Source organism: Kitasatospora sp. NPDC048545 (genome assembly GCF_040651155.1).
GTDB lineage: Bacteria > Actinomycetota > Actinomycetes > Streptomycetales > Streptomycetaceae > Kitasatospora.
This window is the reverse complement of sequence record NZ_JBEZIQ010000064.1, coordinates 25,921-52,516: the sequence shown is the minus strand read 5'-3', so window position 1 is coordinate 52,516 and position 26,596 is coordinate 25,921. Positions and strand designations below refer to the sequence as shown.

The window sequence follows — 26,596 nt, the reverse complement described above, 5'->3', positions numbered from 1 at the left end:
GCGGCGCCGAGGACGTCGGCCAGGACGTCCGCCCCGTCGGCGGCCGCCGCGATGCCTCGGCAGCGGTGACGGACGGGCCTTCCGGCGTTCGTGGGGCGGTGCGGCCCGCTCAGCCGGCCTGGTGCGGCGGCTCAGGCTGGGCCGGCGGGGCGGGCTGCGCGTACGGGTTGTCCGCCACCGGCTGCGGCGGGACACCCGGCTGGTGCGGCGCGGCGGCCGGCGGGACGGGAGCGCCCGGCTGCGGCGGCACGGGAGCGCCCGGCTGTGGGGCGTTCGGGTTGTACGGCGCCTGCGGGGCGTTCGGGTTGTACGGGGCCTGCGGGGCGTTCGGGTCGAACCCGGCGGCCTGCGCGGTGGCCGCCTGCTGCTTGGCGTTGCTGCGCTCGACGATCGCCTTCACCGAGTAGACGATCATCGCGACCGGCAGGATGAAGACCTTGAAGAAAAGGTAGTACGTGCCGCCCTCGAAGACGAACACGAGGTAGTAGGCGTACCCCAGGAAGCCGAGGCCGATGAGTACGTTGAGGATCCGCAGACCGGCCTTCAGCCCGCCGGCGACGGCTCCGAGGACCAGCATGATCACGCCGCTGAGCGCCAGCAGGACGGCGTACCAGGAGAACAGCGGTTCGGCGCTGAAGTCGAGATTGTTCACGGGGGATTTCCTGTGGGAGGGAAGAAACAACGGCGGAACCGTTTGGGGACGAGAGCGCACAGTACTGGAGGCGGCTGACATTCGTCGCCGCCTTTACGTCACGGTGTCGTTGCGCTCTGCCGGAGCGGTAATTGACGAGGTGGGAAATGACTGATTATGAGGTGCTGCGGGTCTTTTGCGGACCGGACGGGCGGCACGGGAACGAGCTCGGCGTCGTGCGCGCCGGCGCCGCCGTGCCGGAGCGCGCGGACCGCCGACGGCTCGCGCGCGAACTCGGCTTCAGCGAGACGGTGTTCGTCGACGACCCGGAGCGCGGGGAGATCGACATCTACACCCCGACGCTGCGTCTGCCCTTCGCCGGGCACCCGTGCGTGGGCGTCGCCTGGCTGCTCGGCGTGGACCGGCTGGTGACGGCCGCCGGTGAGGTGGGAGTGCGGCGCGCGGACGGGCTGACGCTGATCGAGGCCCGGCCGGAGTGGGCCCCGCCGCGGACGCTGCGGCAGTACGGTTCGGCGGCCGAGGTGGAGGCGCTGGAGGTGCCGCCGCCGGGGGAGTGGGTCTACGCCTGGGCCTGGCAGGACGAGGCGGCGGGCACCGTCCGGGCACGGGCCTTCCCCGGGCGGGGCGACGGGATCGACGAGGACGAGGCGACCGGCGCGGCCGCCCTGCTGCTGACCGCGCGGCTCGGCCGGGCGCTGACCGTCACCCAGGGCGCGGGTTCGCAGCTGCTGACCGGGCCGCGCCCCGGAGGGCTGGTCGAGGTCGGTGGCCGGGTGGTGCCGGGGCGGGCTCAGCGGCCGGGCGGCGTCGGCTCCGCGTAGGCGCGCGGCCGGGGGACGGGTGCGACGGCCGCCACCCGGCCGACGGCGGCCACCGGCGGGACGGTCAGCACGGACACCCGGGGCACCCGCGGCCGCCGCCCCCGCAGCAGGTGCCGCAGACCGGGGACCAGCGCGAGGTGGGCGGCGGCCACGCCGATCACGGCGAACAGGATGTGGTCCACGTTGAGGACGTGCCCGGGCGTCCAGGAGGAGAGGAACTCCAGCCCGGTCGCCAGCAGCGCGGAGACGCCGGTGGTGCGCAGGAAGGACGGCAGCCAGGGGGCTCGGAGCCGGCCGCCGGCCAGCGGCAGCAGGACGCCGAGCGGGGCCAGCAGCAGGAGTTCGCCGACCACCTGCCAGCCGGTGGAGGAGCGGAGCGAGGCCAGCGGCGTCAGGTTGGCGTCGTACACCCAGGCCACCGGCAGCGGTCTCAGCACCAGCCAGAGCACCAGTGCCAGGTGGCAGGCCAGGCCCGCCAGTCCGGTCAGCCGGAGGGGACGGTGGACGCCCGCCGCCGGCCTGCTCTCGGTCCCCGCGCCGGAACGCTCGTCGCGTGTCCTGGTGCCATCTCGCTGCACGGGGGGAAGGACGTGAGCCGGTGGCACGGCGGTTCCACACCGGGCGTGAACATTCCCGGACGCGCCCCCGGCGCCCCCGCTACTTGCACGGGGAGGGCGTCGGCACGGCGCTGAACACGTTGTCCGGCGGCGGGCTGCCCGGTGTCACCGGGGTGGGCGACGGGCTCGGGCTCACGGCACCCTTGGCGGCGCCGCGGGCAGGGGTCACGGCCGGCGCGGGGCCGGGCGGGGTGGCCAGCGCGGCCGGTACGCGCGGGGTGGTGGGGCAGGCCGTCCGGCTGGCCGGGGCCCCGGCGTCGACCGGTACGGCCGTCGGCCGGATGCCGCAGCCGGAGGCCAGCGCGAGCAGGAGCAGCACGCCGGCGGTGCGGCGCAGGGTGGTGCGGGCGGGGGCGGTCACGTGGCGTCCTTGTCCTGTGCGGCGTCGCGCGCGGGGCCGCGCTCGGCCCCGCCCGCGGCCGGCGGGGGCGGTGGGGCCGACGGCAGCGTCAGGGTGAACACCGCGCCGACCTCCCCGTTCGCCGCCGTGATCGTCCCCCCGTGTATCTGGGCGTTGGCCATCGCGATCGACAGCCCCAGACCGCTGCCCTCCGAGCGGGCCCGCCCCCGGTCCGCCTTGTAGAACCGGTCGAAGACGTGCGGCAGCACGTCCTCGGGGATGCCCGGGCCGCTGTCGGAGACCTCGACCACGACCGAGTCGGCGGTCTGCCGGACCCTGACCCGCACCGGCGAGCCGCCGTGCTTGAGCGCGTTGCCGATGAGGTTGGCGAACACCACGTCGAGCCGGCGCGGGTCGACCACGGCCAGGATGCCGCGCGGGGCGTCCAGTTCGACCGCGTCGTACCAGGCCCGCCCGTCGATGCAGGACATGATCAGGTCCGCGATGTCGACCTCGTCGGCGACCAGCTTGGCGGTGCCGGCGTCGAAACGGGTCACCTCCATCAGGTTCTCGACCAGGTCGGACAGCCGCCGGGTCTCGCTGACCACGAGCCGGACGGCCGGCTCGATCATCGGGTCCAGCGACTCGGCCTCGTCCTCCAGGATGTCGGTGACGGCGGTCATCGCGGTCAGCGGAGTGCGCAGCTCGTGCGACATGTCGGCGACGAACCGCCGGCTCTGCGCCTCGCGCGCGCTCAGCTCCTCGACCTGCTCGTGCAGTGACTCGGCGGCCAGGTTGAACGTCCGGGCCAGGTCGGCGAGTTCGTCCGAGCCCTCGACTTCCAGCCGGGTGTCCAGGTGTCCCTCGCCGAGCCGCCGGGCCGCGTCGCCGAGCCGCTTGACCGGCCGCAGCACGGTGGCCGAGGCGGCCTGGGCGAGCAGCGCCGAGCCGATCAGGGCCAGCAGGGTGGCCACGGCCAGCGACCAGCCCAGCGTGTTGAGGTCGGCCCGCTCGTTCTCCAGCGACTTGAACATGTACGCCGTCGGGCCGTTCGGCACCACCTTGGTGCCGCCGATCAGGAACGGCCGGCCCTCCAGGTTCTGCCGCTGCCAGTACAGGTGGTACGGGTACGGGTTGTTCTCGGTGACCTCCCGCGGCTTGGCGACCGTGGACTGCAGCGCGGTCGGCACGTCGGCCAGCGTGAAGTGCGTCGGGTCGGAGGACGCCGAGGGGCACTCCGGGTGCGCCGGGTCGATCACCACCACGTCGTAATTCAGTCCGGAGCTGGCGACGTTGGACGCCAGCGCGGCCAGCTCCGGGCAGCCGGCGTTCAGCGGCAGCTCGGAGACGTTGCGGCTGAGCGAGACCCGGAAGTCGTTCAGCGCGGTGTCCTGGGCCCGCTTGAGCACCGCGTCGCGGTTCAGCCAGTACGCGATGCCGGAGGCCGAGACGGCGGCGAGCAGCGCGACCGCCGCGAACACCGCGATCAGCCGTACCCGCAGGGAACGCAGCCGGCGCCACCGGCTCGCCGGGAAGCGCCGGGCAGTCGTCTGATGGTCAGTCACAGGAGCCTGTCGTGATACGGGAGTTCAGGAGTCGGACGGGGCGGGGCCGGGGGCGGAGGGGTCAGGCCGGCGGGTCCAGCCGGTAGCCCACCCCGCGCACGGTGCGGATCAGCGTCGGCGCGGACGGCACGTCCTCGACCTTGGCCCGCAGCCGCTGCACGCAGGCGTCCACCAGGCGGGAGTCGCCCAGGTAGTCGTGCTCCCACACCAGCCGCAGCAGCTGCTGGCGGGAGAGCGCCTGCCCGGGGCGGCGGCTGAGTTCGAGCAGCAGTCGCAGTTCGGTCGGGGTGAGCTGGAGGTCCTGCCCGTCCTTGGTGACGGTCATCGCCGCGCGGTCGATCACCACGGTGCCGTACGCGGAGGAGTCCGAGCTCTCCCGCTCGCCGCGTCGCAGCACCGCCCGGATCCGGGCGTCCAGCACGCGCGGCTGCACCGGCTTCACCACGTAGTCGTCCGCGCCGGATTCCAGACCCACCACCACGTCGATGTCGTCCGAACGCGCGGTCAGCAGGATGATCGGCAGCTGGTCGGTGCGCCGGATCCGGCGGCACACCTCGAAGCCGTCGATCCCGGGCAGCATCACGTCCAGCACGATCAGGTCGGGCCGCTGCTCCTTGAAGAGCCTCAGGCCGTCTTCGCCGGAGGCAGCGGTGGCCACGCGGTGGCCCTGGCGGGTGAGGGCGAGTTCGAGGCCGGTCCGGATGGCGTCGTCGTCCTCGATCAGTAGGAGGAAAGGCACGGCCCCATTTTGGCCCACCCGCAGCCCCGAATCACCCCCCGGATCGCTCACCGGCCGCTCGGGAACCGGAAGGACCGCCACCGGCGTCAGGTACGGAGGGAGGCGGACCGGGACGAAAGGCCCCCGCCTGTGACACCCCTGTGACAGTCGGCGGACAGCGCCATCACAACCGGCGGGCAGGATTTTCCATGTCGCCGCAGGACAGCGGGCCGAAAGGGCCGGCTGGAGGGCGGCTACCGGAACCGCTCGTACCGACCCAGGGGGCGCACGATGAACGCCATGCTTCAGACCCGGACCAACCCGGCTGTCCGCACCGCGCGTTCGTCAGCCACGACCCACCGGACCCGGTACGAGGTCAGGACCGACGAGAACTCCGGTGCCGTGACCGTACGGGGGTGCGCGCACAGCACCGGTGGAAACCCCGTCGCCCGCCGGGTGAGCGGCGGCGCCAGGACGGGGGAGCTGTACGGGATCGGCCGGCTGGGGAGTTCGGCCGACTCCGCCAACACCCTCACGCTGCGGGGCATCCTCCCCGTCCGCGTCGAGGGCAAGGACACCCCGGGGGGGAACCGGGGTACCGGGGGGAACGGTCTGCGGACGGTCGGTTCGGGGGAACCGTCCGGTCGCGAGGCCGCCGGTGCGACGCTGCTGCGGCTGAACCCCGCTGCGGCCCGCACCACCGAGGCCGGACAGGGAGGCGCGCAGGGGGAGCACTCGGCCGCCGCGGAGGACCACATCACGGAGTTCACCGCGTACGTGCGCGAGCGCCGCGCCTCCCTGTACGCCACGGCCTACCACCTCACCGGTGACCGCTACGAGGCCGAGGACCTGCTGCAGAGCGCGCTCTTCAGCACCTACCGGGCCTGGGGCCGGATCACCGACAAGGCGGCGGTCGGGGGCTACCTCCGCCGCACCATGACCAACCTGCACATCTCCGCCTGGCGGCGCCGCAAGGTCAACGAGTACCCGACCGAGGAGCTGCCGGAGACGGCGGGCGACACCGACGCGATGGGCGGCACCGAGCTGCGCACCGTGCTCTGGCAGGCGCTGGCGAAGCTGCCGGAGAACCAGCGGACCATGCTGGTGCTGCGCTACTACGAGGGCAAGACGGACCCGGAGATCGCCGACGTGCTGGGGATCAGCGTCGGTACGGTCAAGAGCAGCATCTGGCGCGCCCTGCGCCGGCTGCGCGACGACGAGCACCTGAACAAGTCGGGCGACACCGTCCGGGCGTTCGGCGAGCTGGTCGCGTAACGAGGGACTCCCGTCGGGGGACGGGAACGGACGGTCAAACGGTCCGGGGGCAGCGGCTCGGGGGAGCGTGCCCGTGGGAGAGCCGAGGATCGTTCGGGGAAGGCGACGGGCCCGGTGCGGGGGAGACGCACCGGGCCCGTCGTCGTGCCGTCCGGACCCGCCCGGGCCTCGGCGGCGGGGACGGCGGGAACGGCCCGGCTCAAGCCGCGGAGAGCTCCGTCGGGCGGGCCGCGGTGCGGATTCGCCGCTCGGCCTCCGGCCCGGCGCACGCGTACGAGCCGAGCGCGACCTGCCGGCCCACGATGGAACGCTCGGCGCGCATCAGCCGCCAGCCCCGGCGCAGCAGCACCGGCAGCGACTTGCGGCCCTCCCGGACGTCCCGGCGCAGCCGGCGCCAGGCCGTGGTGAGTGCGCCGTTGCGCAGGCACAGGGCGTCGCCGAGCAGGCCCTCCTCGGCACACGCGGCGGTGATCTCGGCGGCGAAGATGCCCTCCGCGATGAACGCGCCGACGCTGCCGAGCTCCAGGGCGCGGGTGCCGATCCGGCCGTTGTCCGGGATCGAGTACACCGGGACGTCGGTGCGGCCGTGGTCGTGCAGGGCGCGGATGGCGGCGAGGGCCTGGTCGCGGTGCCAGGCGAGCGGGGAGTCCCAGTCGACGGCGCCGTCCGGCAGCCGCGGCAGCGTGGGGTCGTCCCCGTCCTTGTAGAAGTCGTCGAGCTGGAGGACCGGCAGGCCGCTGCGCTCGGCGAGCGAGGACTTCCCCGACCCGGAGGGCCCGGAGAGCAGGATCACCCGGGCGTGCGCGCCGGGGGCGGGGTTCATGGGGGAGTCACTCACGGGACACCAGTCTGACGCATCAGGGCCCGTTGCCGAAACCGGTCGGCACCGACCTTCTGCCACGGAGGCGGCGGTGGTTGCGGCCCGTCACCGCGTCGGCGACTGCGACTACGGGCCGGTGAGGGCGGCGTGCACCAGCGGCAGGTAGCGGGTGTCGACCTGGAGGTGGACCGGGTCTCCGGCACCGGGCGGCCGGTAGGCGGTGGCGGCCCAGTCCTGGCTGTGCCAGGTGTCGGGCTCGGGCTCGTGGAAGGTGCCCCCGGCGGGCAGGTCGAGCCGCCCGGCCTCCCGGGAGACGAAGGCCACGCCGGCGGTCCCCGGCGTGATCCGCAGGCTGCCGTTGACGTACCCGTGCCCCGGGCCGGAGCGGACCGAGCAGGGCACCCGGACCGGCCGCCCGGCGGCCAGTCGGCGCCTGCTGCGGGCCACGTGGTACCTGCGGAGGAAGCCGTCCGCGAACAGTGCGACCAGCTCGCCGATGAACTCGCCCATGGTTCCCCCCGATCGTCCCCGTCCCCGGTGATTCTGGCCGGGCCGGCCGGGCGCGCGGGAGCGGCGAAAGTCGGCGGCGGGGGTGACGAAAGTCGACGGGAACGGCGGCGGAAAGTCGACGGACCCGCGCCAGGGGGGGAGAGGCGCGGGTCCGTCCAATGACCGTCCGGGCCCTGGGGGGGAGAGGGCACTGGGGACGGCCAGTCTGTGGAGTTGTCGCCCCGGAGGGCGGGTGGGTCAGATACCCATCGGGTGCCACACCGTCTTCGTTTCGAGGAACGAGAGTAGCCGGTCCGTACCGGGCGCACTGGTCCAGTCCTGGGCGAACGGGTCCAGCTCCGGACGGACCACCCGCTTCAGGGTATCCGCGGCGGCGGCTTCCAGCGCCTGCGCCGCGCCGGGACCGTCGGCGGCGATGGCCCCGGTGAGGTCCACCGCGTTGACGTCCTGGTGCGAGGCCAGGGTGGGGGCGATGTCCGCGGTCCGGCCCGAGAGGATGTTGACCACGCCGCCCGGGACGTCCGAGGTGGCGAGCACCTCGCCCAGCGACAGCGCGGGCAGCGGGGCGTCCGCGGCGGCCGCGACCACGACCGTGTTGCCGGTGGCGATCGCCGGGGCGATCACCGAGACCAGGCCGAGCAGCGAGTGCCCGTACCCGGCCTGCGGGGCGACGATCCCGACCACGCCGGTCGGCTCGGGGGTCGACAGGTTGAAGTAGGGACCGGCGACCGGGTTGGCGCCGCCCGCGATCTGGGCGACCTTGTCGGTCCAGCCCGCGTACCAGACCCAGCGGTCGATCGCGACGTCCACCAGCGCGGCGGCCTTCTTCGGGCCGATGCCCTCGGAGAGGGCCACCTCGGCGGCGAACTGCTCGCGCCGGCCCTGCAGCATCTCGGCCACCCGGTACAGCACCTGGCCGCGGTTGTACGCGGTGGTGCCGGCCCAGCCCTTGACGGCGGCGCGGGCGGCGAGGACCGCGTCACGGGTGTCCTTGCGGGTGCCCAGCGGCGCGTTGGCGAGCCACTCGCCCTTGGAGTCCGTCACCTCGTACACCCGCCCGCTCTCCGAGCGCGGGAACTTCCCGCCGACGTACAGCTTGTAGGTCTTGTTCACCTGGATCCGCACCGGGGCGTCAGGACGCGCGAAGGTCGTGTCAGACATCGAGGTAGGCCTCCAGACCGTGGCGGCCACCCTCGCGGCCGTAGCCCGACTCCTTGTAACCGCCGAACGGCGAGGTCGGGTCGAACTTGTTGAAGGTGTTGGCCCAGACCACACCGGCCTTGAGCCTGTTCGCGGTCCAGAGGATGCGCGAGCCCTTCTCCGTCCAGATGCCGGCGGAGAGGCCGAACGGGGTGTTGTTGGCCTTCGCGACCGCCTCGTCGGGGGTGCGGAAGGTCAGCACCGACAGCACCGGGCCGAAGATCTCCTCCTGGGCGATCCGGTGGGCCTGGCTGACGCCGGTGAAGATGGTCGGCTTGAACCAGAAGCCGTTGCCCGGGAGTTCGCACTCGGGGGACCAGCGGTCCGCGCCCTCGGCCTCGCCGGCGTCGGTCAGCTCGGTGATCCGGGCCAGCTGCGCGGCCGAGTTGATCGCACCGATGTCGGTGTTCTTGTCCAGCGGGTCGCCGACCCGCAGGGTGGACATCCTGCGCTTCAGGGCGTCCAGCAGCTCGTCCTGGATCGACTCCTGGACCAGCAGGCGCGAGCCCGCGCAGCAGACGTGGCCCTGGTTGAAGAAGATGCCGTTGACGATGCCCTCGACCGCCTGGTCGATCGGCGCGTCGTCGAAGACGATGTTGGCGGCCTTGCCGCCCAGCTCCAGCGACAGCTTCTTGCGGCTGCCGGCCAGCTGCTTGGCGATGGCCCGGCCGACCGGGGTGGAGCCGGTGAAGGCGACCTTGTTGACGTCGGGGTGCGCGGTCAGCGCGGCGCCGGTGCGGCCGTCGCCGGTGACGATGTTGACGACGCCCTTCGGCAGGCCGGCCTGGCGGCAGATGTCGGCGAAGCGCAGCGCGGTCAGCGGCGTGGTCTCGGCCGGCTTCAGGACGACCGTGTTGCCGGTCGCCAGCGCGGGCGCGATCTTCCAGGCCAGCATCATCAGCGGGAAGTTCCACGGGATGACCTGGCCGGCCACGCCGAGCGGGCGCGGGTTGGCGCCGTAGCCCGCGTAGTCCAGCTTGTCCGCCCAGCCCGCGTAGTAGAAGAACCACGCGGCGACGGTCGGGATGTCGAAGTCGCGGGTCTCGCGGATCGGCTTGCCGTTGTCGATCGACTCCAGCACGGCCAGCTCGCGGCCGCGCTCCTGGATGATCCGGGCGATCCGGAACAGGTACTTGGCGCGCTCGCTGCCCGGCAGCGCCGACCAGTCGGCGAAGGCCCTGCGGGCGGCGGCGACGGCGCGGTCCACGTCCTCGTCGGTGCCCTGGGCGAACTCGGCGAGCACCTGCTCGGTGGCCGGGTTGACCGTCTTCAGGGCCTCGCTGCCGGAGGAGTCGACGAACTCGCCGCCGATGAAGTGGCCGTAGGAGGTGGCGATGTCGCCCGCGGCGGCGGGGGACTCGGGGGCCGGGGCGTAGGCGAAGAGGCCTCCGGCGGGCTTGGCCGCGGGCTCCTCGATGTTCTTCTTCTTGGCCATGGTGATCAGTCCACCGTCACGTAGTCGGGACCGGAGTAGCGGCCGGTGGCCAGCTTCTGGCGCTGCATCAGCAGGTCGTTGAGCAGGCTGGAGGCACCGAAGCGGAACCAGTGCGGGGTCAGCCAGTCGTCGCCGAGGGTCTCGTTGACCATCACCAGGTACTTCATGGCGTCCTTGGTGGTCTTGATGCCACCGGCGGGCTTCACGCCGACCTGGACGCCGGTGGCCGCGCGGAAGTCGCGGACCGCCTCCAGCATCAGCAGGGTGACCGGCGGGGTCGCGTTGACGGCGACCTTGCCGGTGGAGGTCTTGATGAAGTCGGCGCCGGCCAGCATCGCCAGCCAGGAGACCCGGCGGACGTTGTCGTAGGTCTGCAGTTCGCCGGTCTCGAAGATGACCTTGAGGTGGGCGTAGCTGCCGTCGGCGCGCTTGCACGCCTCCTTGACGGCGACGATCTCGTTGTAGACGTCGAAGTAGCGGCCGGAGAGGAATGCGCCGCGGTCGATCACCATGTCGATCTCGTCGGCGCCCGCAGCCACCGCGTCGGCGGTGTCGGCGAGCTTGACCGGGAGGGCCACGCGGCCGGCCGGGAAGGCGGTGGCCACCGAGGCGACCTGGATGTCGGTCCCCTTCAGGGCGTCCTTCGCGGTGGCGACCATGTCCGGGTAGACACAGATGGCTGCGACGCGGGGGGTGGTGGGGTCGGTCGGGTCGGGGGTCCTGCCCTTGGCGCACAGCGCGCGCACCTTGCCGACCGTGTCCGCGCCCTCCAGCGTGGTCAGGTCGATCATGGAGATCGCCAGGTCGATGGCGTACGCCTTCGCCGTGGTCTTGATCGAGCGGGTACCGAGAGTGGCGGCACGCGCCTCCAGGCCGACCTGGTCGACGCCGGGCAGGCCGTGCAGAAAGCGGCGGAGCGAGGCCTCGGACGCCGCAACGTCCTGAAGACCGCTGCCCGCAACGCCGGGGGCATTGGCTGCAACAGTGGACATAGTCACCAGACCAGCATATCTACGCGCGTAGTGGGCCGCCAGGGCACCCGCCATTCGTGGCCGGACCGAGACCTCCGTGCGAGGGGCATGGGGCAGAATCGACGCCATGACCGATTCCGACGGCACGCCCCACCAGGGCAAGGCCGCCCCCGGCGGGGAACCCGAGTACGCGGACCGCGTGTACCGCTCCGTCCCCGGCGTGATCTCCGGCGTGTTCCTGCTCGCCGTCGCCGCCTGGCTGATCGGCGACGCGGTGGTGACCGGCGCCGGCAAGACCCCGTACGTCGCGCTCGCCGCGGTGCCGGTGTTCGCCTTCCCGGTGATCGCCTACACGCTGCGCCCGGTGGTGCGGGCCTCCGGCGACCGGCTGGTGGTGCGCAACCCGTGGCGGACCATCATCGCGCCCTGGGCCTCGGTCGACGCGCTGCGCGCGGGGTACTCGGTCGAACTGCTCGCGGGCGGCAGGAAGTACCAGGTCTGGGCGGTGCCGGTGTCGCTGCGCCAGCGCAAGCGCGCCACCCGCGCCCAGAGCCGCGGCAACGCCGAGCACGCCTCCCGCACCGGGCTGGGGCTGGGCCTCGCGGCCCGGACCAACCCGGTCGTCCAGGGCTCCTCGGACCCCACCCGCGCCTGGTCCGACCAGGTGACCGACGTGCTGCAGGAGATGGCCGAGCGCAACGCCCGCCGTCCCGAGGCCGCCGGTCCGGTGACGGTCCGCTGGTGCTGGTGGGTGATCGTCCCCACCCTGGTGGGTCTGGTCGCCCTGATCTCCGTCATCGCGGCCTGACGCCGGCCGCCCCACGCGCGAACGGGCCCGCCGGAAGCTCTCCGGCGGGCCCGTTCGGTGTGGTGGTCAGATGCCGGCGGCTGCGGCCAGGTCCTGCTTGACGGCGTCCAGGAGCGCGGCGGCGCGGTCGCGGGTGGCCGCGAGGTCGGCGGCGGTGGCGACCGGGAGGACGACCTCCAGGTAGCACTTGAGCTTGGGCTCGGTGCCGGAGGGGCGGACCACGATGCGGGCCGAGCGGACGGCCTCGCCGGCCAGGTAGTAGCGCAGGCCGTCGGTGGGCGGCAGGTCGGCGGAGCCCTCGCTGAGGTCGTCGGCGCGGGTGACGGTCAGGCCGGCCAGGACGGTCGGGGGCTGCTCGCGCAGGCGGCGCATGGCGTCGGCGATCAGCGAGAGGTCCTGCACCCGGACGGACAGCTGGTCGGTGGCGTGCAGGCCGTGCTCCAGCGCCAGGTCGTCCAGCAGGTCGGACAGGGTGCGGCCGGACTTCTTCAGGGTGGCGGCGAGCTCGGCGACCAGCAGGGCGGCGGTGATGCCGTCCTTGTCGCGGACGCCCTGCGGGTCGACGCAGTAGCCGAGCGCCTCCTCGTAGCCGTAGCGCAGGCCCTCGGCGCGGGAGATCCACTTGAAGCCGGTCAGCGTCTCGGCGTAGCCCAGGCCCGCCGCTTCGGCGATCCGTCCGAGCAGTGTGGCGGAGACGATGGTGGTGGCGAAGGTGCCCTCGGCCTTCTTGGAGACCAGGGCCGTGCCGAGCAGCGCTCCGACCTCGTCGCCGCGCAGCATCCGCCAGCCGGCCGTGCCGTTGCCGCTGCCGGCCGCGTTGCCGCTGATGGGGACGGCCACCGCGCAGCGGTCGGCGTCCGGGTCGTTGGCGATCACGATGTCGGGGCCGACCGAGGCGGCGGTGCTGAAGGCGAGGTCCATCGCCCCCGGCTCCTCCGGGTTGGGGAAGGCCACGGTCGGGAAGTCCGGGTCGGGCTTGGCCTGCTCGGCGACGACGGTCGGCGCGGGGAAGCCGGCCCGGCGGAAGGCGGCGACCAGGGTGTCGCGGCCGACGCCGTGCATCGGGGTGTAGACGACGTCGAGGTCGCGCGGGCTGTGCGGGTCCACGATGGACACGGCGCGGGTCAGGTAGGCGTCGACGACGTCCTCGCCGAGCACCTCCCAGCCGTCCTCGGCGCGCGGGACCTCGTCCAGCGAGCCGATCGCGTCGATCTCGGCGGCGATCCCGGCGTCGGCCGGCGGGACGATCTGCGAGCCGTCGCCCAGGTAGACCTTGTAGCCGTTGTCCTGCGGCGGGTTGTGGCTGGCGGTGACGGTGACGCCGGCGGCCGCGCCCAGGTGGCGGACGGCGAAGGCGAGCACCGGGGTCGGCAGCGGGCGCGGCAGCAGCGCGGCGCGCAGGCCGGCGCCGACCACCACGGCGGCGGTGTCGCGGGCGAAGTCGTACGACTTGTGGCGGGCGTCGTAGCCGATGACGACCAGGTCGCCGAGGCCCTGCTCCTTGACGTACGCGACCAGGCCGGCGGCGGCCCGGATCACCACGGAGCGGTTCATCCGCATCGGCCCGGCGCCGATCTCACCGCGCAGTCCGGCGGTGCCGAACTGCAGGCGGTCGGCGAAGCGCTCGGCGAGCTCGGACCAGGCGAGCTTGCTGTCCGACTCGGCCTCGGGGCCCTCGGCCCGGGCCAGCAGGGCGCTGAGCTCCTCGCGGGTCTGCGGGTCGGGGTCCTCGGCCAGCCAGGCCCGGGCCCGGGCGAGGAGGTCGGTGGTGGGTGCCTGCGTCATGGCTGCCAGCTCCATCGGGAAGTGCGTCGGTGTGTCGGCCGGAGGGTTCGCTGAGACCGGGGGTTCCGCTGAGACCGGAGGGTTCGCTGAGACCGGGGGTTCCGCAAGGAAGGGGTCGAGCACGCGGACGGGGCCCACGGGAGGCGTGATCAGCGGATCACGCCGCCCGTGGGCCCCGTCACTCATGCATTCTGCGCCTGGTGGGCGTCAGATCCGCTCAAGGACCTTCGCCAGCAGCTCGCCCATGCGCTCGGCGGAGGCCTTGCCGGCCTCCAGCACCTCTTCGTGGTTGAGCGGCTCGCCGGTCATGCCGGCGGCCAGGTTGGTGACCAGGGAGATGCCGAGCACCTCGGAGCCGGCCTCGCGGGCGGCGATGGCCTCCAGGGTGGTGGACATGCCGACCAGCTCGCCACCGATGACCCGGGCCATGTTGACCTCGGCCGGGGTCTCGTAGTGCGGGCCGCGGAACTGCACGTAGACGGCCTCGTCCAGGGACGGGTCGACCTCGCGGCAGAGCGCGCGCAGGCGCTTGGAGTACAGGTCGGTGAGGTCGACGAAGTTGGCGCCGACGATCGGCGAGTCCGCCGTCAGGTTGATGTGGTCGCTGATCAGGACCGGCTGGCCGGGGGTCCAGCCCTGGCGCAGGCCGCCGCAGCCGTTGGTCAGCACGATGATGCCGCAGCCGGCCGCGGCGGCGGTGCGCACGCCGTGGACGACGGTGGCCACGCCGTGGCCCTCGTAGTAGTGGTTGCGGCCGAGGAAGATGAGGGCGCGCTTGTCGCCGATCTTCACCGAGCGGATCGTGCCGGCGTGACCGGCGACGGCGGGGGCGGGGAAGCCGGGCAGGTCGGTGACCGGGAACTCGGCCACGGTCTCGCCCAGGGCGTCGGCGGCCGGCACCCAGCCGGAGCCCATCACCAGGGCGACGTCGTGCCGCTCGGCACCGGTCAGCTCGCGCAGGCGCTCGGCGGCGGCCTGGGCGGCGGCGTAGGGGTCGGCGGAGACGACCGACTGAGGAGAAGCGTTCACGGGTCCGAGGATAGACGGGAATCGGCTACGCGCGTAGAAAATCTGGCGCGGCATGCCGGATCGTTACCCGGTTGACCCGAAAGCACAGCTCGGTGGCGCCGTCCGGGTGACCTGCTTTGTCGCTTCCCACACAGTGGGCTTTCCACGCACCGGGCGTTCCGCGTGTCCCGCCCGCGCGGCCGCCCCGGATTTCCGGGCACCCCGCTTTCCGGACACCCGGTGTTCCCCGTCCGCGCGGACCCCGCAAGCGGTCTGCCGGGCCTGGCGGGAGACGTGCGGGCAGCTGGGCGGCACCACGAACGTCGAGGGCCGGTTCGCGGCCGGTGTCGGGGTGCCGTGGCTGCACGTCGAGCTGGGCAACGGGCTGCGCACCGAGCCGGCCCGGCGCGCGGTGGTGGCCGGCGTCCTGGCGGAGACGGCGCGCAGCTGGGGCCCGCGGCCCTGACGGGCCCGCCCGGTCAGCAGGGGCGGCGGCGCAGGTCCATGACGTAGTCGTGCGGGGCGCCGGCGCTCTCGGCGGCGTCGGCGACCAGGCCGAGGTAGCGGGCCGCGGGCAGGCCGCCCTCGTAGTCGTTGAGCACGTACGTCCAGACCGGGATGGAGCCGTCCAGGGTCTGCGCGCGCAGCTTGATCTTGCGGTAGATGCCGAGCTGGACGCCCTCCCAGCGGTCCAGGCCCTCCTCGTCCACCGGCGAGACGTCGTACAGCGAGACGAAGACCTGGTCCTTCTCGTCCTCGACGACGGTGGCCAGCGAGCCCTCCCAGCCGAGCTGCTCGCCGCCGAAGGTGAGCCGCCAGCCGTCCAGCCACCCCGTGCCGCGCAGCGGGGAGTGCGGGGCTCGGCGGGTCATCTGCCGGGCATCGAGGTTGGTGGCATACGCGGCGTAAAGGGGCATGGGGGCCAGCGTAGCCGGGGTGGCGCGCGGACCGGGGCGACCGGGCGAACGGACGGAGCCCGGACCCCGGCGTGGCGGCGCTCCCGGCGTACGGGACAATGGTGAGCGTGACTCGGATCGTGATCATCGGTGGCGGACCCGGCGGCTACGAGGCGGCCCTGGTCGCCGCACAGCTCGGCGCGGAGGTGACCGTCGTCGACCGCGACGGTCTGGGTGGATCGGCGGTGCTCACGGACTGCGTTCCGTCGAAGACGCTGATCGCGACCGCGGAGGTGATGACCACCTTCGACAGCTCGTACGAGGAACTCGGCATCCTGGTCGCGGACGACACCCCGCCGCTGGAGCAGGCCGCCCGGGTCATCGGCGTGGACCTGGGCAAGGTCAACCGCCGTGTGAAGCGACTGGCGATCGCGCAGTCCCACGACATCACCCAGTCGGTGACCCGCGCCGGCGTCACCGTCCTGCGCGGCCGCGGCCGGCTCGGCACCGGCGGGCAGGCCGCGGACGGCTCCCGCGAGGTCCTGGTGGACGCGCCCGACGGCACCGTGCACGCGCTGCGCGCCGACGCGGTGCTGATCGCCACCGGCGCCCACCCGCGTGAGCTGCCGGACGCCCAGCCGGACGGCGAGCGGATCCTGACCTGGACCCAGGTGTACGACCTGGAGGAGCTGCCCCGCGAGCTGATCGTGGTCGGCTCCGGCGTGACCGGCGCCGAGTTCGCCGGGGCGTACCAGGCGCTCGGCTCCAAGGTCACCCTGGTCTCCAGCCGCGACCGCGTGCTGCCGGGCGAGGACCCGGACGCCGCCGAGGTGCTGGAGGACGTCTTCCGGCGCCGCGGCATGAACGTGATGGGCCGTTCGCGCGCCGAGTCGGTGAAGAGGATCGGCGACCGGGTCGAGGTGACCCTGGCCGACGGCAAGGTGATCGAGGGCACGCACTGCCTGATGGCGGTCGGCTCGATCCCCAACACCTCCGAGATGGGCCTGGAGGAGGCCGGGATCAAGCTCAACGACTGGGGCCAGATCCAGGTCGACCGGGTCTCCCGCACCACCGCCCCCGGCGTGTACGCGGCCGGCGACTGCACCGGCGTCTTCATGCTCGCCTCGGTGGCGGCCATGCAGGGCCGGATCGCGATGTACCACGCGCTCGGCGACGCGGTGCAGCCGCTGAACCTCAAGACCGTGGCCTCCAACGTCTTCACCGACCCGGAGATCGCCACCGTCGGCTACACGGCGGCCGACGTGGAGTGCGGCAAGATGGACGCCGTCGTGGTCAAGCTCCCGCTGCGCGGCAACCCGCGGGCGAAGATGCAGGGCATCCGGGACGGCTTCGTGAAGCTGTTCTGCCGTCCGGGCACCGGCATCGTGGTCGGCGGCGTGGTCGTGGCCCCGCGGGCCAGCGAGCTGATCCACCCGATCTCGCTCGCGGTGGACGCCAATCTGACGGTCGAACAGGTGGCCAGCGCCTTCACCGTCTACCCGTCCGTCTCCGGCTCGACCGCCGAGGCCGCCCGCCAGCTGCACATCCGCAAGCGGGCCGACGGCGAATCCTGAGCGTCCGGCGCGCAGTTGAGGGCGGCTGCCGACCGGCGGCCGCCCTTCGCGCATGATCGACCGTCACCCGGACGGCGGGCGCAGTCCCGGGCTATTGACGGCGCGTATTGTACGGTCACGCGCCGCTCGTGCGTGAGCAATTCCCGCTACTAGCTGCAAACGCCTGAAAGCAGACGGTCACGCAGGTTACCGTCGGTTCTGTGTTTGCTGCAGAACGTCGCCAGTTGATCCTCGAAATGGTGCGCGCCAACGGAGCGGTCTCGCTCCGGGAGTTGGCCCGCGTCGTCCAGACCTCCGAAGTGACCGTGCGCCGTGACGTGCGGGCGCTGGAGGCAGAAGGGCTCCTCGACCGCCGGCACGGCGGCGCGGTGCTCCCCGGCGGCTTCAGCCGCGAACCCGGTTACCCGCAGAAGACCCACCTGTCGGCGGCGGAGAAGAGCGCCATCGCGGACCTCGCCGCCGGCCTGGTGGAGGAGGGCGACGCGGTGGTGGTCGGCGCCGGCACCACCACCCAGGAGCTGGCCCGCCGGCTGGCACGGGTGCCCGGTCTGACGGTGGTCACCAACTCGCTGCTGGTCGCCCAGGCACTGGCGCACGCCAACCGGGTCGAGGTGGTGATGACCGGCGGCACCCTGCGCGGCTCCAACTACGCGCTGGTGGGCAGCGGCGCGGAGCAGTCTCTGCAGGGGCTGAGGGTCACCAAGGCCTTCATCTCCGGCAGCGGGCTGACGGCCGACCGCGGCCTGTCGACCGCGAACATGCTGTCCGCGAGCGTGGACCGGGCCATGGTGCTGGCGGCCGCCGAGGTCATCGTCCTCGCCGACCACACCAAGCTCGGCGCGGCCGGCATGTTCCAGACCGTCGCCACCGAGACGATCACCCGGCTGGTCACCGACGAGCAGGCCACCGCGGACGACGGCACCGCGCGCGAGCTGGACGCCCTGGCCGACTGCGGGGTGCAGATCGACCTGGCGCCGATCGGGGCGGCCCCGAGCGGCGACGCCCCGGTGCACGGCACCGGCAGCGGCCCCGTGCACCAGACCCAGCCCGGCCCGATGGCCCGCCGCACCGGCCCGCCCCCCGGCGGCGCGCCGCTGCCCGGCCAGCGCCGCCCCGGCGCCCACGGCGGCCCGGTCGGCCCCGGCGGGATGCCGGCGCGGCTGGCCGAGCTGGGCCTGCCGCGCGGGCGCTGAGCGGCCCGTGCGCGGCCGCGCACGAAGACGACCGGCCCGCACGCCCCGGAGGGCGTACGGACCGGTCGGTGCCCGCCGGGCGGGCCGGGCCCCGATCAGGAACGGTCCCTGATCGGGGCCGGCCCCGGCGGGGTCAGTCCTTGATCTCGCAGAGCGCGGCACCGCTGCTGACGCTGGCGCCCACCTCGGCCTTGAGGCCGACGACGGTGCCCGCCTTGTGGGCGTTCAGCGGCTGCTCCATCTTCATCGCCTCCAGGACCACGATCAGCTCGCCCTCGGCGACGACCTGGCCCTCCTCGACGGCGACCTTGACGATGGTGCCCTGCATCGGCGAGGCCAGGGTGTCGCCGCTGACGGCCGAACCGGCCTTCTTGGCGCCCACCCGGCGCTTGGCCTTGGCGGTGCCCGTCGCACCGGCCGCCGGGGCCGCGGCGACGCCCAGCGAGGACGGCAGCGAGACCTCGATCCGCTTGCCGCCGACCTCGACGACGACGGTCTCCCGGCCCTCGGCCTCCTCGCCCTCACCGGCGGCACCGGCGAACGGCGGGATGGTGTTGTCGAACTCGGTCTCGATCCACCGGGTGAAGACGGTGAACGGTCCGTCGCTGCCGTGCACCTCCGGCGCGAACGCCGGGTCGGTGACGACCGCCTGGTGGAACGGGATGGCGGTGGCCATGCCCTCCACCTTGAACTCGCTCAGCGCGCGGCGGGCCCGCTCCAGGGCCTGCTTGCGGTCACGGCCGGTGACGACCAGCTTGGCCAGCAGGGAGTCCCAGGCCGGGCCGATGACCGAGCCGGTCTCCACGCCGGAGTCCAGGCGCACGCCCGGGCCGGACGGCGGGGCGAACAGGGTCACGGTGCCGGGCGCGGGCAGGAAGCCCCGGCCCGGGTCCTCGCCGTTGATGCGGAACTCGAAGGAGTGGCCGCGGACCTCGGGGTCGCCGTAGCCGAGCTCCTCGCCGTCGGCGATCCGGAACATCTCCCGGACCAGGTCCAGGCCGGTGACCTCCTCGGTGACCGGGTGCTCGACCTGCAGACGGGTGTTGACCTCCAGGAAGGAGATCGTGCCGTCCAGCGCGACCAGGAACTCGCAGGTCCCGGCGCCCTCGTAGCCGGCCTCCTTCAGGATGGCCTTGGACGCCCGGTACAGCTCGGCGTTCTGCTCGGGGGTCAGGAACGGCGCGGGCGCCTCCTCGACCAGCTTCTGGTGGCGGCGCTGCAGCGAGCAGTCACGGGTGGACACGACCACCACGTTGCCGTGCTTGTCGGCGAGGCACTGGGTCTCGACGTGCCGCGGGTTGTCCAGGTAGCGCTCGACGAAGCACTCGCCGCGACCGAAGGCGGCGACCGCCTCGCGGACGGCGGACTCGTACAGCTCCGGGATCTCCTCCAGGGTGCGGGCGACCTTGAGGCCGCGGCCGCCGCCGCCGAAGGCCGCCTTGATGGCGACCGGCAGGCCGTGCTCCCGGGCGAAGACGACGACCTCGTCGGCGCCCGAGACCGGGTCCGGCGTACCGGCGACCAGCGGGGCACCGGCGCGCTGCGCCACGTGCCGGGCGGTCACCTTGTCGCCGAGGTCGCGGATGGCCTGCGGCGGCGGGCCGATCCAGATCAGACCCGCGTCGAGGACGGCCTGGGCGAAGTCGGCGTTCTCCGACAGGAACCCGTAGCCGGGGTGGACGGCGTCCGCACCGGAGTCGGCGGCCGCCTTGAGGACCTTGGCGATGTCCAGGTAGCTGGTAGCGGGGGTGTCACCGCCCAGCGCGTAAGCCTCGTCGGCCGCGCGGACGTGCAGCGCATCCCGGTCCGGCTCGGCGTAGACGGCGACGCTGGCGATACCGGCGTCCGAGCAGGCCCGGGCGACGCGGACGGCGATTTCCCCGCGGTTGGCGATGAGCACCTTGCGCACTGTGGCTCCCTTCTTGAACCTCGTTGAGTTTATGGATTCCTGGGCAGTACCGGCGAGTAGCCCCGGGTTGTGAACTATCCCACACGCTCGGTGATGGAATTTCCGGTCCCCGTACCGGCCGGTACGGAGACTCCGCAGGTCGCGGCTGGTGTGCCCGGAAGGGCGGGGGCCACGGCGGGTGACGGGGCCGCGGCGCGGCGGGACGGTGGCATGGGCCACACTCTCGCGCGGACGGCTCAAGCGGCGCCGGAGCGGGCGCCGGGCCGCTGCAGCGCCTCGGCGGTGACGTCGGCCACCAGCTCCACCATGTCCGGCCCGTACGCCTCCGGATTGACCACCCGCAGGACCATCGCGAAGGTGCCGTTGCGGCCGTGCCGGCGGGCGAGTTCGCGGTGGTGGGACACCAGGTAGCGCACGCCGGCCTGGTTGGCGGTGCCGGTCTGGCCGGCGATCAGGAACACCGGGCGGCCGCCGTCCGGGGTGGCGATCCGGGCCAGCAGGGTGTGCGTCTGGTCGTGGTCGGCGGTGAAGTCGCGGTCGCCCACCACGAGCACGTTGCTGCCCGGGCCGGGGCCGGAGGTGACCAGCACGCCCGGCAGTCCCCAGGCCAGGTGGGCGGCCATCCGCTCGTTGCTGACCGGGCCGCCCAGGCAGAGCTCGGTCTTGGCGCCCAGACCCCGGTGCGCGGCGTCGTGCGCGACCAGTTCGGGCCGCGCCCCGCACTCCTCGACCAGCCCGGCCAGCCACATCAGGGCGTAGGCGTCCCGGCGGGTCACGGTGTGCGCGTGCGAGCCCGTGCCGATGCTGCGCGGCACCACGATCAGGCACTCGCTGTCGGCGGGCAGCCCGAGGAACTCCCGCACCCGCTCGACCCTGCGGCGGCGCCGCACGGCCTGGGCGAGCCAGCCGAGGCCGGCACTGATGGCGCTGGCCACCAGACCCAGCACCACGTTGAGCACGCTGTCGGTCATCGCCGTGTTCCCTCCCCCGTGTGGACGGCGGTCAGCTTAGAGGCACAACTGTCGGGAGCGGGATGTCACTTGGGTCACGGATCGGCCGGGTCGTCAGGCCCAGAGGTCGACCAGCCGGACGTCGAGGTCGGCGAGCAGCCGGCGCAGCAGCGGCAGGGAGAGGCCGATGACGTTGCCCGGGTCGCCGTCGATGCCGTCGATGAACGGCGCCGAGCGGCCGTCGAGGGTGAACGCCCCGGCCACGTGCAGCGGTTCGCCGGAGGCCACGTACGCGGCGATCTCGTCGTCGTCCGGCGTGCCGAAGCGGACGGTGGTGGAGGCGGTGGCCGAGGACTGTCGGCCCGTCACCGTGTCGATCACGCAGTGGCCGGTGCGCAGGACCCCGGCGCGGCCGCGCATCGACTGCCAGCGGGCCAGTGCCTCGGTGGCGTCGGCGGGCTTGCCGAGCGCCTGCCCGTCCAGCTCCAGGACGGAGTCGCAGCCGACCACCAGCTCGCCGCCGGTGAGTTCGGCGGCGACGGCCTTCGCCTTGGCCTCGGCCAGCACGAGCGCGAGCTCGGCGGGGGAGGCGGCGCTGATCGCGTCCTCGTCGACGCCGCTGACCACCACGCGTGGGTCGAGACCCGCCTGGCGCAGCAGCCCGAGGCGGGCGGGGGAAGCGGAGGCGAGGACGAGGGCGCGCTGGTCGGTCATGCCCACCAGGGTAGGGGGTGCGGGTGTCCGCCTTTCAGGTGAACATCCGGGCGATCATGAGCAGGACGGAGCCGACCAGCACCAGGGCGCCGAGCACCCGGCCGGCCCGCTGCATCCGTTCCTGCATCCGACGGGCCTCGGGCGAGGGCTCGTCGCGGGGGTCTGACCAGAGCACCCGTCCAGAGTGCGCCGGGCCCGGGCCCGGGCGCCTGAGTATCCGTACTCAGGTTTCGGGCGATCCGGGCGGGTGCGGGCGGGTGCGGGCGGGTGCAGCACGGAGCGGGACGCCGGCCGGGCCGACGTCCCGCTCCGGACGCCTCAGCGTGCCCAGCCGGACGTCCGCCAGGCGTTGACGCCCGGGTGGACGGCGGGGCGGAGCAGGCGGGAGCGGTCGTTCCAGGGGGATGCCGGGCCGTCGCCGGCCCGGCGCGCCGCCTCGGCGGCGGCCTGCGCGGCGGCGGCCCGGGCCTGGACCACCGCCAGAACGGTGGCCAGCTCCTCGGGGGTCGGCTGCCCGTGCAGCACGTGGATCGGGGACATGGCTGGTTCTCTCCCGACGGGGACGGGTCTACAGGGGGATGTTGCCGTGCTTCTTCGGCGGCAGCACCTCGCGCTTGCCGCGCAGCGCCCGCAGGCCCCGGACGATGTGCCGACGGGTCTCGCTCGGCGCGATGACCGCGTCGACGTAGCCGCGCTCGGCCGCCAGGTACGGGTTCAGCAGGGTGTCCTCGTACGAGGCGATCAGCTCGGCCCGCTTCGCCTCGGCGTTGCCGGCCGCCTCGGCCTCGGCGATCTCCCGGCGGTGCAGGATGTTGACCGCGCCCTGCGCGCCCATCACGGCGATCTGGGCGGTCGGCCAGGCCAGGTTGAGGTCGGCGCCGAGGTGCTTGGAGCCCATGACGTCGTACGCGCCGCCGAAGGCCTTGCGGGTGATCACGGTGATCAGCGGGACGGTGGCCTCGGCGTAGGCGTAGATCAGCTTGGCGCCGCGGCGGATGATGCCGTCCCACTCCTGCTCGGTGCCGGGCAGGAAGCCGGGCACGTCCACGAAGGTCAGCACCGGGATGTTGAACGAGTCGCAGGTGCGGATGAAGCGGGCGGCCTTCTCGCTGGCGTTGATGTCCAGGCAGCCGGCCAGGTCCATCGGCTGGTTGCCGACGATGCCGACCGACTGGCCCTCGACCCGGCCGAAACCGGTGATGATGTTGCCGGCGTACAGCGGCTGGGTCTCCAGGAACTCGCCGTCGTCGACGACGTGCTCGATCACCTTGCGCATGTCGTACGGCTGGTTCGCCGAGTCCGGCACGATCGTGTCGAGTTCGAGGTCCTCGTCGGTGACCGTCAGGTCGGCCTGCTCCGGGTACGAGGGCGCGTCGCTCAGGTTGTTGGAGGGCAGGTACGAGAGCAGGCTCTTGACGTACTCGACGGCCTCCTTCTCGTCCGCGGCCAGGTAGTGCGCGTTGCCGGACTTGGTGTTGTGGGTGCGCGCGCCGCCCAGCTCCTCCATGCCGACGTCCTCACCGGTGACGGTCTTGATCACGTCCGGGCCGGTGATGAACATGTGCGAGGTCCGGTCGGCCATCACCACGAAGTCGGTGATCGCCGGGGAGTACACCGCGCCGCCCGCGCAGGGGCCCATGATCAGCGAGATCTGCGGGATGACGCCCGAGGCGTGCACGTTGCGGCGGAAGATCTCGCCGTACAGGCCGAGCGAGACCACGCCCTCCTGGATCCGGGCGCCGCCGGAGTCGTTGATGCCGATGACCGGGCAGCCGGTCTTCAGCGCGAAGTCCATCACCTTGACGATCTTCTCGCCGAAGACCTCGCCCAGGGAGCCGCCGAAGACGGTGAAGTCCTGGGCGAAGACCGCGACCTGACGGCCGTCGACGGTGCCGTAGCCGGTCACCACGCCGTCGCCGTACGGGCGGTTCCTCTCCTGGCCGAAGTTGGTCGAGCGGTGCCGGGCGAACTCGTCGAACTCCACGAAGGAGTCCTCGTCCAGCAGCTCGACGACCCGCTCGCGGGCGGTCAGCTTGCCCTTGGCGTGCTGCTTCTCCACGGCCTTGGACGAGCCGGAGTGCACGGCCTCGTCCAGCCTGCGTCGCAGGTCGGCGAGCTTGCCCGCGGTCGTGTGGGGGTCGTACGGCGCCTCGGTCATCCGGTGGCTCTCCCTGATCCTTGGCCGCGACCTGTTCGAGTGCGCGCGGGCCGGGTGGTGGGCCCGCGCATGAGGGCAGGGCGGCGCTACGAACTACCGCTGGGTAGCGTAGCCAGCGCGGAGGGCGATCCGGCACGTCCTGGCGTTATGGCCATCGACACAGTTTTATCGGGGCGCGTTCTGCGGGACGATGGGGCGGCCTACGCCCCGCGGCCGCGCCCACGATCTAGGGTTTCCCCCATGACCGCACCCGACACCCCTCGACGCAGCGGACTGCGCGGCTTCGGCCGCACCGGACCGTCCCCCTGGACCGATCTGGACCGTCCGCCGCTGGACGAGGAGGCGCTGCGCCACGACCTGCTCGTCCCGGGCGGGCTGTGGACCTCCCTCGACGTCGTCACCGAGACCGGCTCCACCAACAGCGACCTCGCCGCCCGGGCCAGGGCCGGCGCCGCCCAGGGTGCGGTGCTGGTGGCCGAGGCACAGAGCGCCGCGCGCGGGCGGCTGGACCGCCGGTGGACCGCCCCGGCCCGCTCCGGGCTGTTCCTGTCCGTCCTGCTGCGCCCCGAGGAGGTGCCGGTCGAGCGCTACGGCTGGCTTCCGATCCTGGTCGGGGTGGCTGCGGCGAGCACGCTCGGCCGGGTCGCCGAGGTCGAGGTCGGGCTGAAGTGGCCCAACGACCTGCAGGTGGAGGTGGACGGCGCGGAGCGCAAGATCGGCGGCATCCTCACCGAGCTGTCCGGCGGCGCGGTGGTCGTCGGCCTCGGCCTCAACGTCTCGCTGCGGGCCGACGAGCTGCCCGTTCCCACCGCCGCTTCGCTCGCGCTGGCCGGCGCCACCACCACCGACCGGGGCACCCTGCTGCGGGCCCTGCTGCGCGAACTCGCCGGGCTGTACCGCGAGTGGACGGCCGCTGCCGGCGACCCGCACGCCAGCGACCTGCTGCGCGCCTACGTGGACCGCTGCACCACGCTCGGCCGCCAGGTGAAGGTCCACCTGCCCGGCGACACCGAGCTGTCCGGCGAGGCGGTGGCGGTGGACGGCGACGGCCGGCTGGTGGTCCGCACGCCCGACGGCGCACGCCGGGCGGTCGGTGCGGGCGACGTCGTCCACGTGCGCCCCGAACCCCGCTGAACGGCAGGCTTCACCTCTCCTTGACCCGGGCGGATGCCCCGGATCCGGCGATTCCGTGCGAACATTCCACCTGGCAGCGGTGTGAGGCGCGCCACTGTCCGCCCGGGTGGCGGACGGCGCGCCCGGACAGGTAGGACACGAGGCGAGTGCGGCGACCGCACGGGGACGGACCGGTGGCAGAGGACGGCAGCAGCGGCACGACGGCGGGCAGCACCGACCCCACGGTCGCGCTCGAACTGGAACGCCTGATCCTGGACGCGCCGCGCCGTTACACGCCGTACCAGGCCGCGCGCGCCGCCGACGTCCCGATGGAGCTGGCCACCCGGTTCTGGCGGGCCATGGGCTTCCCCGACATCGGCCAGTCCCGGGCGCTCACCGACGGCGACGTGATCGCGCTGCGCCGGCTGGCCGGCCTGGTCGAGTCCGGGCTGCTGAGCGAGTCGATGGCGATCCAGGTCGCCCGTTCCACCGGCCAGACCACGGCCCGGCTGGCCGGCTGGCAGATGGACACCTTCCTGGAGAACCTCACCCAGTCCGTCGAGCCCGGACTGACCCGCGCCGACGTCGCGTACCCGCTGGTCGAGCTGCTGCTGCCGGAACTGGAGCAGTTCCTGGTGTACGTCTGGCGCCGCCAGCTGGCCGCCGTCACCGGGCGGGTGGTGCAGGCCGCCGAGGACCACGAGATCACCAGCGGGCGGCTCGCCGTCGGCTTCGCCGACCTGGTCGGCTTCACCCGGCTGTCCCGGCGGCTGGAGGAGGAGGAACTCGGCGAACTCGTCGAGACCTTCGAGAACACCTGCTCCGACCTGATCGCCGGGCAGGGCGGACGGGTGATCAAGACCCTCGGCGACGAGATCCTCTACGTCTCCGAGGACCCGGCGACCGCCGCCGAGATCGCGCTCAGCCTGATCGAGGCGCTCGCCGGGGACGACGCGATCCCGCCGCTGCGGGTCGGCATGGCCTTCGGCACGGTCACCTCACGGATGGGCGACGTCTTCGGCACCACCGTCAACCTGGCCAGCCGGCTCACCTCGATCGCGCCCAAGGACGCGGTGCTGATCGACGGCGAGTTCGCCGCCGCGCTGGAGCAGAACGGCAGTGTCGCCCCGGCCGACTCCGAGGGGCCGGGACTGGCCGAGGCGCTGTCGGCCGCCGCCGGGATGCCCGCCTCCGGGCTGCCGATGCCGGGGCCGGACGCCGGCGCCCGGTTCCACCTGCAGCCGATGTGGCGGCGGCCGGTGCGGGGGCTCGGGCTGGTCGAGCCGTGGCTGCTCACCCGACGGCTGAAGGCCGAGTAGCACCGTGGCGGCCGCGGGCGGTTCGGCTTCGGGTGGTTCGGCGGGCACGCTCCGGCGGCGGCCTTCCCCGTGTCGAACGGTTGAAACCCGTACGGCCCGAGGGCGGTCCATCCGGGCAAACGGGGCATAACCGAACGAACTCGCCATAGTCTTGGTGCAAGCGGCCGGTTGGGTGCGACCGGGCGACGGGGGTCCGGCAGGACCGAGCACGGGAGCGAGGCGAGCCGGTGAGCAGTGAGGCGATC

26 protein-coding genes are annotated in these 26,596 nt (G+C 73.3%); 7 read left to right on the top strand and 19 right to left on the bottom strand.

Annotation, left to right across the window (positions count from 1 at the left end; all coding sequences use genetic code 11):
- Nucleotides 1-109 precede the first annotated feature (109 nt).
- A complete protein-coding gene (locus tag AB0D10_RS38835; protein WP_360265336.1) occupies nucleotides 110-652 on the bottom strand; it encodes a hypothetical protein in 543 nt (180 codons plus the stop codon).
- Nucleotides 653-798: 146 nt separating this feature from the next.
- On the opposite strand from AB0D10_RS38835, the gene AB0D10_RS38830 reads away from it, so the two are divergent.
- Entirely contained in the window at nucleotides 799-1,473 is a 675-nt protein-coding gene (locus AB0D10_RS38830; RefSeq protein WP_360265334.1) for a PhzF family phenazine biosynthesis protein, read from the top strand.
- On the opposite strand, the gene AB0D10_RS38825 is transcribed toward AB0D10_RS38830, so the two are convergent.
- The 4 genes from AB0D10_RS38825 to AB0D10_RS38810 all read right to left on the bottom strand — a co-directional run bounded on the left by AB0D10_RS38825 (nucleotide 1,443) and on the right by AB0D10_RS38810 (nucleotide 4,734).
- Nucleotides 1,443-2,051, bottom strand: a complete 609-nt coding sequence (locus AB0D10_RS38825) for a VanZ family protein (RefSeq protein WP_360265331.1) — start codon at nucleotides 2,049-2,051, stop codon at nucleotides 1,443-1,445. The genes AB0D10_RS38830 and AB0D10_RS38825 overlap by 31 nt on opposite strands.
- 79 nt (nucleotides 2,052-2,130) lie before the next feature.
- The gene (locus tag AB0D10_RS38820; protein ID WP_360265329.1) at nucleotides 2,131-2,451 is read right to left on the bottom strand and encodes a hypothetical protein; all 321 of its coding nucleotides are present in this window, start codon (nucleotides 2,449-2,451) and stop codon (nucleotides 2,131-2,133) included.
- On the bottom strand, nucleotides 2,448-3,995 hold the full coding sequence (locus AB0D10_RS38815) for a HAMP domain-containing sensor histidine kinase (RefSeq protein ID WP_360265326.1): 1,548 nt from the start codon (nucleotides 3,993-3,995) through the stop codon (nucleotides 2,448-2,450). Before AB0D10_RS38815 ends, AB0D10_RS38820 begins: the two co-directional genes overlap by 4 nt.
- Before the next feature lie 61 nt (nucleotides 3,996-4,056).
- Nucleotides 4,057-4,734, bottom strand: a complete 678-nt coding sequence (locus tag AB0D10_RS38810; RefSeq protein WP_063349065.1) for a response regulator transcription factor — start codon at nucleotides 4,732-4,734, stop codon at nucleotides 4,057-4,059.
- 591 nt (nucleotides 4,735-5,325) lie between these two features.
- On the opposite strand from AB0D10_RS38810, the gene AB0D10_RS38805 reads away from it, so the two are divergent.
- Nucleotides 5,326-5,988: a SigE family RNA polymerase sigma factor gene (locus tag AB0D10_RS38805; RefSeq protein ID WP_360265355.1), complete on the top strand. Its 663-nt coding sequence runs from the start codon at nucleotides 5,326-5,328 to the stop codon at nucleotides 5,986-5,988.
- A gap of 199 nt (nucleotides 5,989-6,187) precedes the next feature.
- Here AB0D10_RS38805 and AB0D10_RS38800 read toward each other — a convergent pair whose 3' ends face one another.
- The 5 genes from AB0D10_RS38800 to deoC form a co-directional block, all read right to left on the bottom strand.
- On the bottom strand, nucleotides 6,188-6,811 hold the full coding sequence (locus AB0D10_RS38800; RefSeq protein WP_360265352.1) for an ATP-binding protein: 624 nt from the start codon (nucleotides 6,809-6,811) through the stop codon (nucleotides 6,188-6,190).
- 123 nt (nucleotides 6,812-6,934) lie between these two features.
- Nucleotides 6,935-7,318: a hypothetical protein gene (locus AB0D10_RS38795; protein ID WP_360265323.1), complete on the bottom strand. Its 384-nt coding sequence runs from the start codon at nucleotides 7,316-7,318 to the stop codon at nucleotides 6,935-6,937.
- A 237-nt stretch (nucleotides 7,319-7,555) separates the two neighbouring features.
- Nucleotides 7,556-8,479, bottom strand: a complete 924-nt coding sequence (locus AB0D10_RS38790; protein ID WP_360265321.1) for an aldehyde dehydrogenase family protein — start codon at nucleotides 8,477-8,479, stop codon at nucleotides 7,556-7,558.
- A complete protein-coding gene (locus AB0D10_RS38785) occupies nucleotides 8,472-9,953 on the bottom strand; it encodes an aldehyde dehydrogenase family protein (RefSeq protein WP_360265318.1) in 1,482 nt (493 codons plus the stop codon). The genes AB0D10_RS38790 and AB0D10_RS38785 overlap by 8 nt, the downstream gene beginning before the upstream one ends.
- A gap of 5 nt (nucleotides 9,954-9,958) precedes the next feature.
- Entirely contained in the window at nucleotides 9,959-10,945 is a 987-nt protein-coding gene (gene deoC / locus AB0D10_RS38780; RefSeq protein ID WP_360265349.1) for a deoxyribose-phosphate aldolase, read from the bottom strand.
- A 106-nt stretch (nucleotides 10,946-11,051) separates the two neighbouring features.
- Between deoC and AB0D10_RS38775 the strand changes: the two genes are divergently transcribed.
- Nucleotides 11,052-11,732 (top strand): PH domain-containing protein, encoded by a 681-nt coding sequence (locus tag AB0D10_RS38775; RefSeq protein WP_360265316.1) that lies wholly within the window; start codon nucleotides 11,052-11,054, stop codon nucleotides 11,730-11,732.
- A gap of 66 nt (nucleotides 11,733-11,798) precedes the next feature.
- Here the strand turns inward: AB0D10_RS38775 and AB0D10_RS38770 are convergent, their stop codons facing one another.
- From AB0D10_RS38770 to AB0D10_RS38760, 3 genes are all read right to left on the bottom strand, one after another.
- Nucleotides 11,799-13,517, bottom strand: coding sequence for a phospho-sugar mutase (locus tag AB0D10_RS38770; protein WP_360265313.1), 1,719 nt, complete (start codon nucleotides 13,515-13,517; stop codon nucleotides 11,799-11,801).
- Between the two features lie 207 nt (nucleotides 13,518-13,724).
- The gene (locus AB0D10_RS38765) at nucleotides 13,725-14,546 is read right to left on the bottom strand and encodes a purine-nucleoside phosphorylase (RefSeq protein WP_360265310.1); all 822 of its coding nucleotides are present in this window, start codon (nucleotides 14,544-14,546) and stop codon (nucleotides 13,725-13,727) included.
- A 458-nt stretch (nucleotides 14,547-15,004) separates the two neighbouring features.
- The gene (locus tag AB0D10_RS38760; RefSeq protein WP_360265308.1) at nucleotides 15,005-15,442 is read right to left on the bottom strand and encodes a gamma-glutamylcyclotransferase; all 438 of its coding nucleotides are present in this window, start codon (nucleotides 15,440-15,442) and stop codon (nucleotides 15,005-15,007) included.
- Between the two features lie 98 nt (nucleotides 15,443-15,540).
- Here AB0D10_RS38760 and AB0D10_RS38755 point away from each other — a divergent pair, with 98 nt between their 5' ends.
- Together AB0D10_RS38755 and AB0D10_RS38750 are read left to right on the top strand one after the other, a co-directional pair.
- The gene (locus AB0D10_RS38755) at nucleotides 15,541-16,995 is read left to right on the top strand and encodes an NAD(P)H-quinone dehydrogenase (protein ID WP_360265305.1); all 1,455 of its coding nucleotides are present in this window, start codon (nucleotides 15,541-15,543) and stop codon (nucleotides 16,993-16,995) included.
- A 200-nt stretch (nucleotides 16,996-17,195) separates the two neighbouring features.
- Nucleotides 17,196-18,188, top strand: coding sequence for a DeoR/GlpR family DNA-binding transcription regulator (locus AB0D10_RS38750; RefSeq protein WP_360265302.1), 993 nt, complete (start codon nucleotides 17,196-17,198; stop codon nucleotides 18,186-18,188).
- Between the two features lie 133 nt (nucleotides 18,189-18,321).
- Here AB0D10_RS38750 and AB0D10_RS38745 read toward each other — a convergent pair whose 3' ends face one another.
- The 6 genes from AB0D10_RS38745 to AB0D10_RS38720 all read right to left on the bottom strand — a co-directional run bounded on the left by AB0D10_RS38745 (nucleotide 18,322) and on the right by AB0D10_RS38720 (nucleotide 23,919).
- On the bottom strand, nucleotides 18,322-20,097 hold the full coding sequence (locus AB0D10_RS38745; protein ID WP_360265299.1) for a biotin carboxylase N-terminal domain-containing protein: 1,776 nt from the start codon (nucleotides 20,095-20,097) through the stop codon (nucleotides 18,322-18,324).
- A 236-nt stretch (nucleotides 20,098-20,333) separates the two neighbouring features.
- On the bottom strand, nucleotides 20,334-21,068 hold the full coding sequence (locus tag AB0D10_RS38740; protein WP_360265296.1) for a hypothetical protein: 735 nt from the start codon (nucleotides 21,066-21,068) through the stop codon (nucleotides 20,334-20,336).
- Between the two features lie 93 nt (nucleotides 21,069-21,161).
- Entirely contained in the window at nucleotides 21,162-21,761 is a 600-nt protein-coding gene (locus AB0D10_RS38735) for a nucleoside triphosphate pyrophosphatase (RefSeq protein ID WP_360265293.1), read from the bottom strand.
- Nucleotides 21,762-21,795: 34 nt separating this feature from the next.
- The gene (locus AB0D10_RS38730; protein ID WP_360265290.1) at nucleotides 21,796-21,936 is read right to left on the bottom strand and encodes a hypothetical protein; all 141 of its coding nucleotides are present in this window, start codon (nucleotides 21,934-21,936) and stop codon (nucleotides 21,796-21,798) included.
- 143 nt (nucleotides 21,937-22,079) lie between these two features.
- Nucleotides 22,080-22,301, bottom strand: a complete 222-nt coding sequence (locus tag AB0D10_RS38725; RefSeq protein ID WP_360265287.1) for an acyl-CoA carboxylase subunit epsilon — start codon at nucleotides 22,299-22,301, stop codon at nucleotides 22,080-22,082.
- Between the two features lie 28 nt (nucleotides 22,302-22,329).
- Nucleotides 22,330-23,919, bottom strand: a complete 1,590-nt coding sequence (locus AB0D10_RS38720; protein WP_360265284.1) for an acyl-CoA carboxylase subunit beta — start codon at nucleotides 23,917-23,919, stop codon at nucleotides 22,330-22,332.
- A gap of 240 nt (nucleotides 23,920-24,159) precedes the next feature.
- On the opposite strand from AB0D10_RS38720, the gene AB0D10_RS38715 reads away from it, so the two are divergent.
- Together AB0D10_RS38715 and AB0D10_RS38710 are read left to right on the top strand one after the other, a co-directional pair.
- Entirely contained in the window at nucleotides 24,160-25,053 is an 894-nt protein-coding gene (locus AB0D10_RS38715; protein ID WP_360265282.1) for a biotin--[acetyl-CoA-carboxylase] ligase, read from the top strand.
- Nucleotides 25,054-25,226: 173 nt separating this feature from the next.
- Nucleotides 25,227-26,351 carry an adenylate/guanylate cyclase domain-containing protein gene (locus AB0D10_RS38710; RefSeq protein ID WP_360265279.1) on the top strand — a complete coding sequence of 375 codons (1,125 nt, stop codon included), beginning with the start codon at nucleotides 25,227-25,229 and terminating at the stop codon, nucleotides 26,349-26,351.
- Nucleotides 26,352-26,596 lie beyond the last annotated feature (245 nt).

What these genes read in the sequence shown, in the direction of transcription:
- AB0D10_RS38830 (WP_360265334.1), top strand. Translation starts at nt 799, where the DNA reads ATGACTGATTATGAGGTGCTGCGGGTCTTTTGCGGACCGGACGGGCGG.
- AB0D10_RS38800 (WP_360265352.1), bottom strand. Translation starts at nt 6,811, where the DNA reads ATGAACCCCGCCCCCGGCGCGCACGCCCGGGTGATCCTGCTCTCCGGG.
- AB0D10_RS38795 (WP_360265323.1), bottom strand. Translation starts at nt 7,318, where the DNA reads ATGGGCGAGTTCATCGGCGAGCTGGTCGCACTGTTCGCGGACGGCTTC.
- AB0D10_RS38790 (WP_360265321.1), bottom strand. Translation starts at nt 8,479, where the DNA reads ATGTCTGACACGACCTTCGCGCGTCCTGACGCCCCGGTGCGGATCCAG.
- AB0D10_RS38785 (WP_360265318.1), bottom strand. Translation starts at nt 9,953, where the DNA reads ATGGCCAAGAAGAAGAACATCGAGGAGCCCGCGGCCAAGCCCGCCGGA.
- deoC (WP_360265349.1), bottom strand. Translation starts at nt 10,945, where the DNA reads ATGTCCACTGTTGCAGCCAATGCCCCCGGCGTTGCGGGCAGCGGTCTT.
- AB0D10_RS38775 (WP_360265316.1), top strand. Translation starts at nt 11,052, where the DNA reads ATGACCGATTCCGACGGCACGCCCCACCAGGGCAAGGCCGCCCCCGGC.
- AB0D10_RS38770 (WP_360265313.1), bottom strand. Translation starts at nt 13,517, where the DNA reads ATGACGCAGGCACCCACCACCGACCTCCTCGCCCGGGCCCGGGCCTGG.
- AB0D10_RS38760 (WP_360265308.1), bottom strand. Translation starts at nt 15,442, where the DNA reads ATGCCCCTTTACGCCGCGTATGCCACCAACCTCGATGCCCGGCAGATG.
- AB0D10_RS38755 (WP_360265305.1), top strand. Translation starts at nt 15,541, where the DNA reads ATGGTGAGCGTGACTCGGATCGTGATCATCGGTGGCGGACCCGGCGGC.
- AB0D10_RS38740 (WP_360265296.1), bottom strand. Translation starts at nt 21,068, where the DNA reads ATGACCGACAGCGTGCTCAACGTGGTGCTGGGTCTGGTGGCCAGCGCC.
- AB0D10_RS38735 (WP_360265293.1), bottom strand. Translation starts at nt 21,761, where the DNA reads ATGACCGACCAGCGCGCCCTCGTCCTCGCCTCCGCTTCCCCCGCCCGC.
- AB0D10_RS38725 (WP_360265287.1), bottom strand. Translation starts at nt 22,301, where the DNA reads ATGTCCCCGATCCACGTGCTGCACGGGCAGCCGACCCCCGAGGAGCTG.
- AB0D10_RS38720 (WP_360265284.1), bottom strand. Translation starts at nt 23,919, where the DNA reads ATGACCGAGGCGCCGTACGACCCCCACACGACCGCGGGCAAGCTCGCC.
- AB0D10_RS38715 (WP_360265282.1), top strand. Translation starts at nt 24,160, where the DNA reads ATGACCGCACCCGACACCCCTCGACGCAGCGGACTGCGCGGCTTCGGC.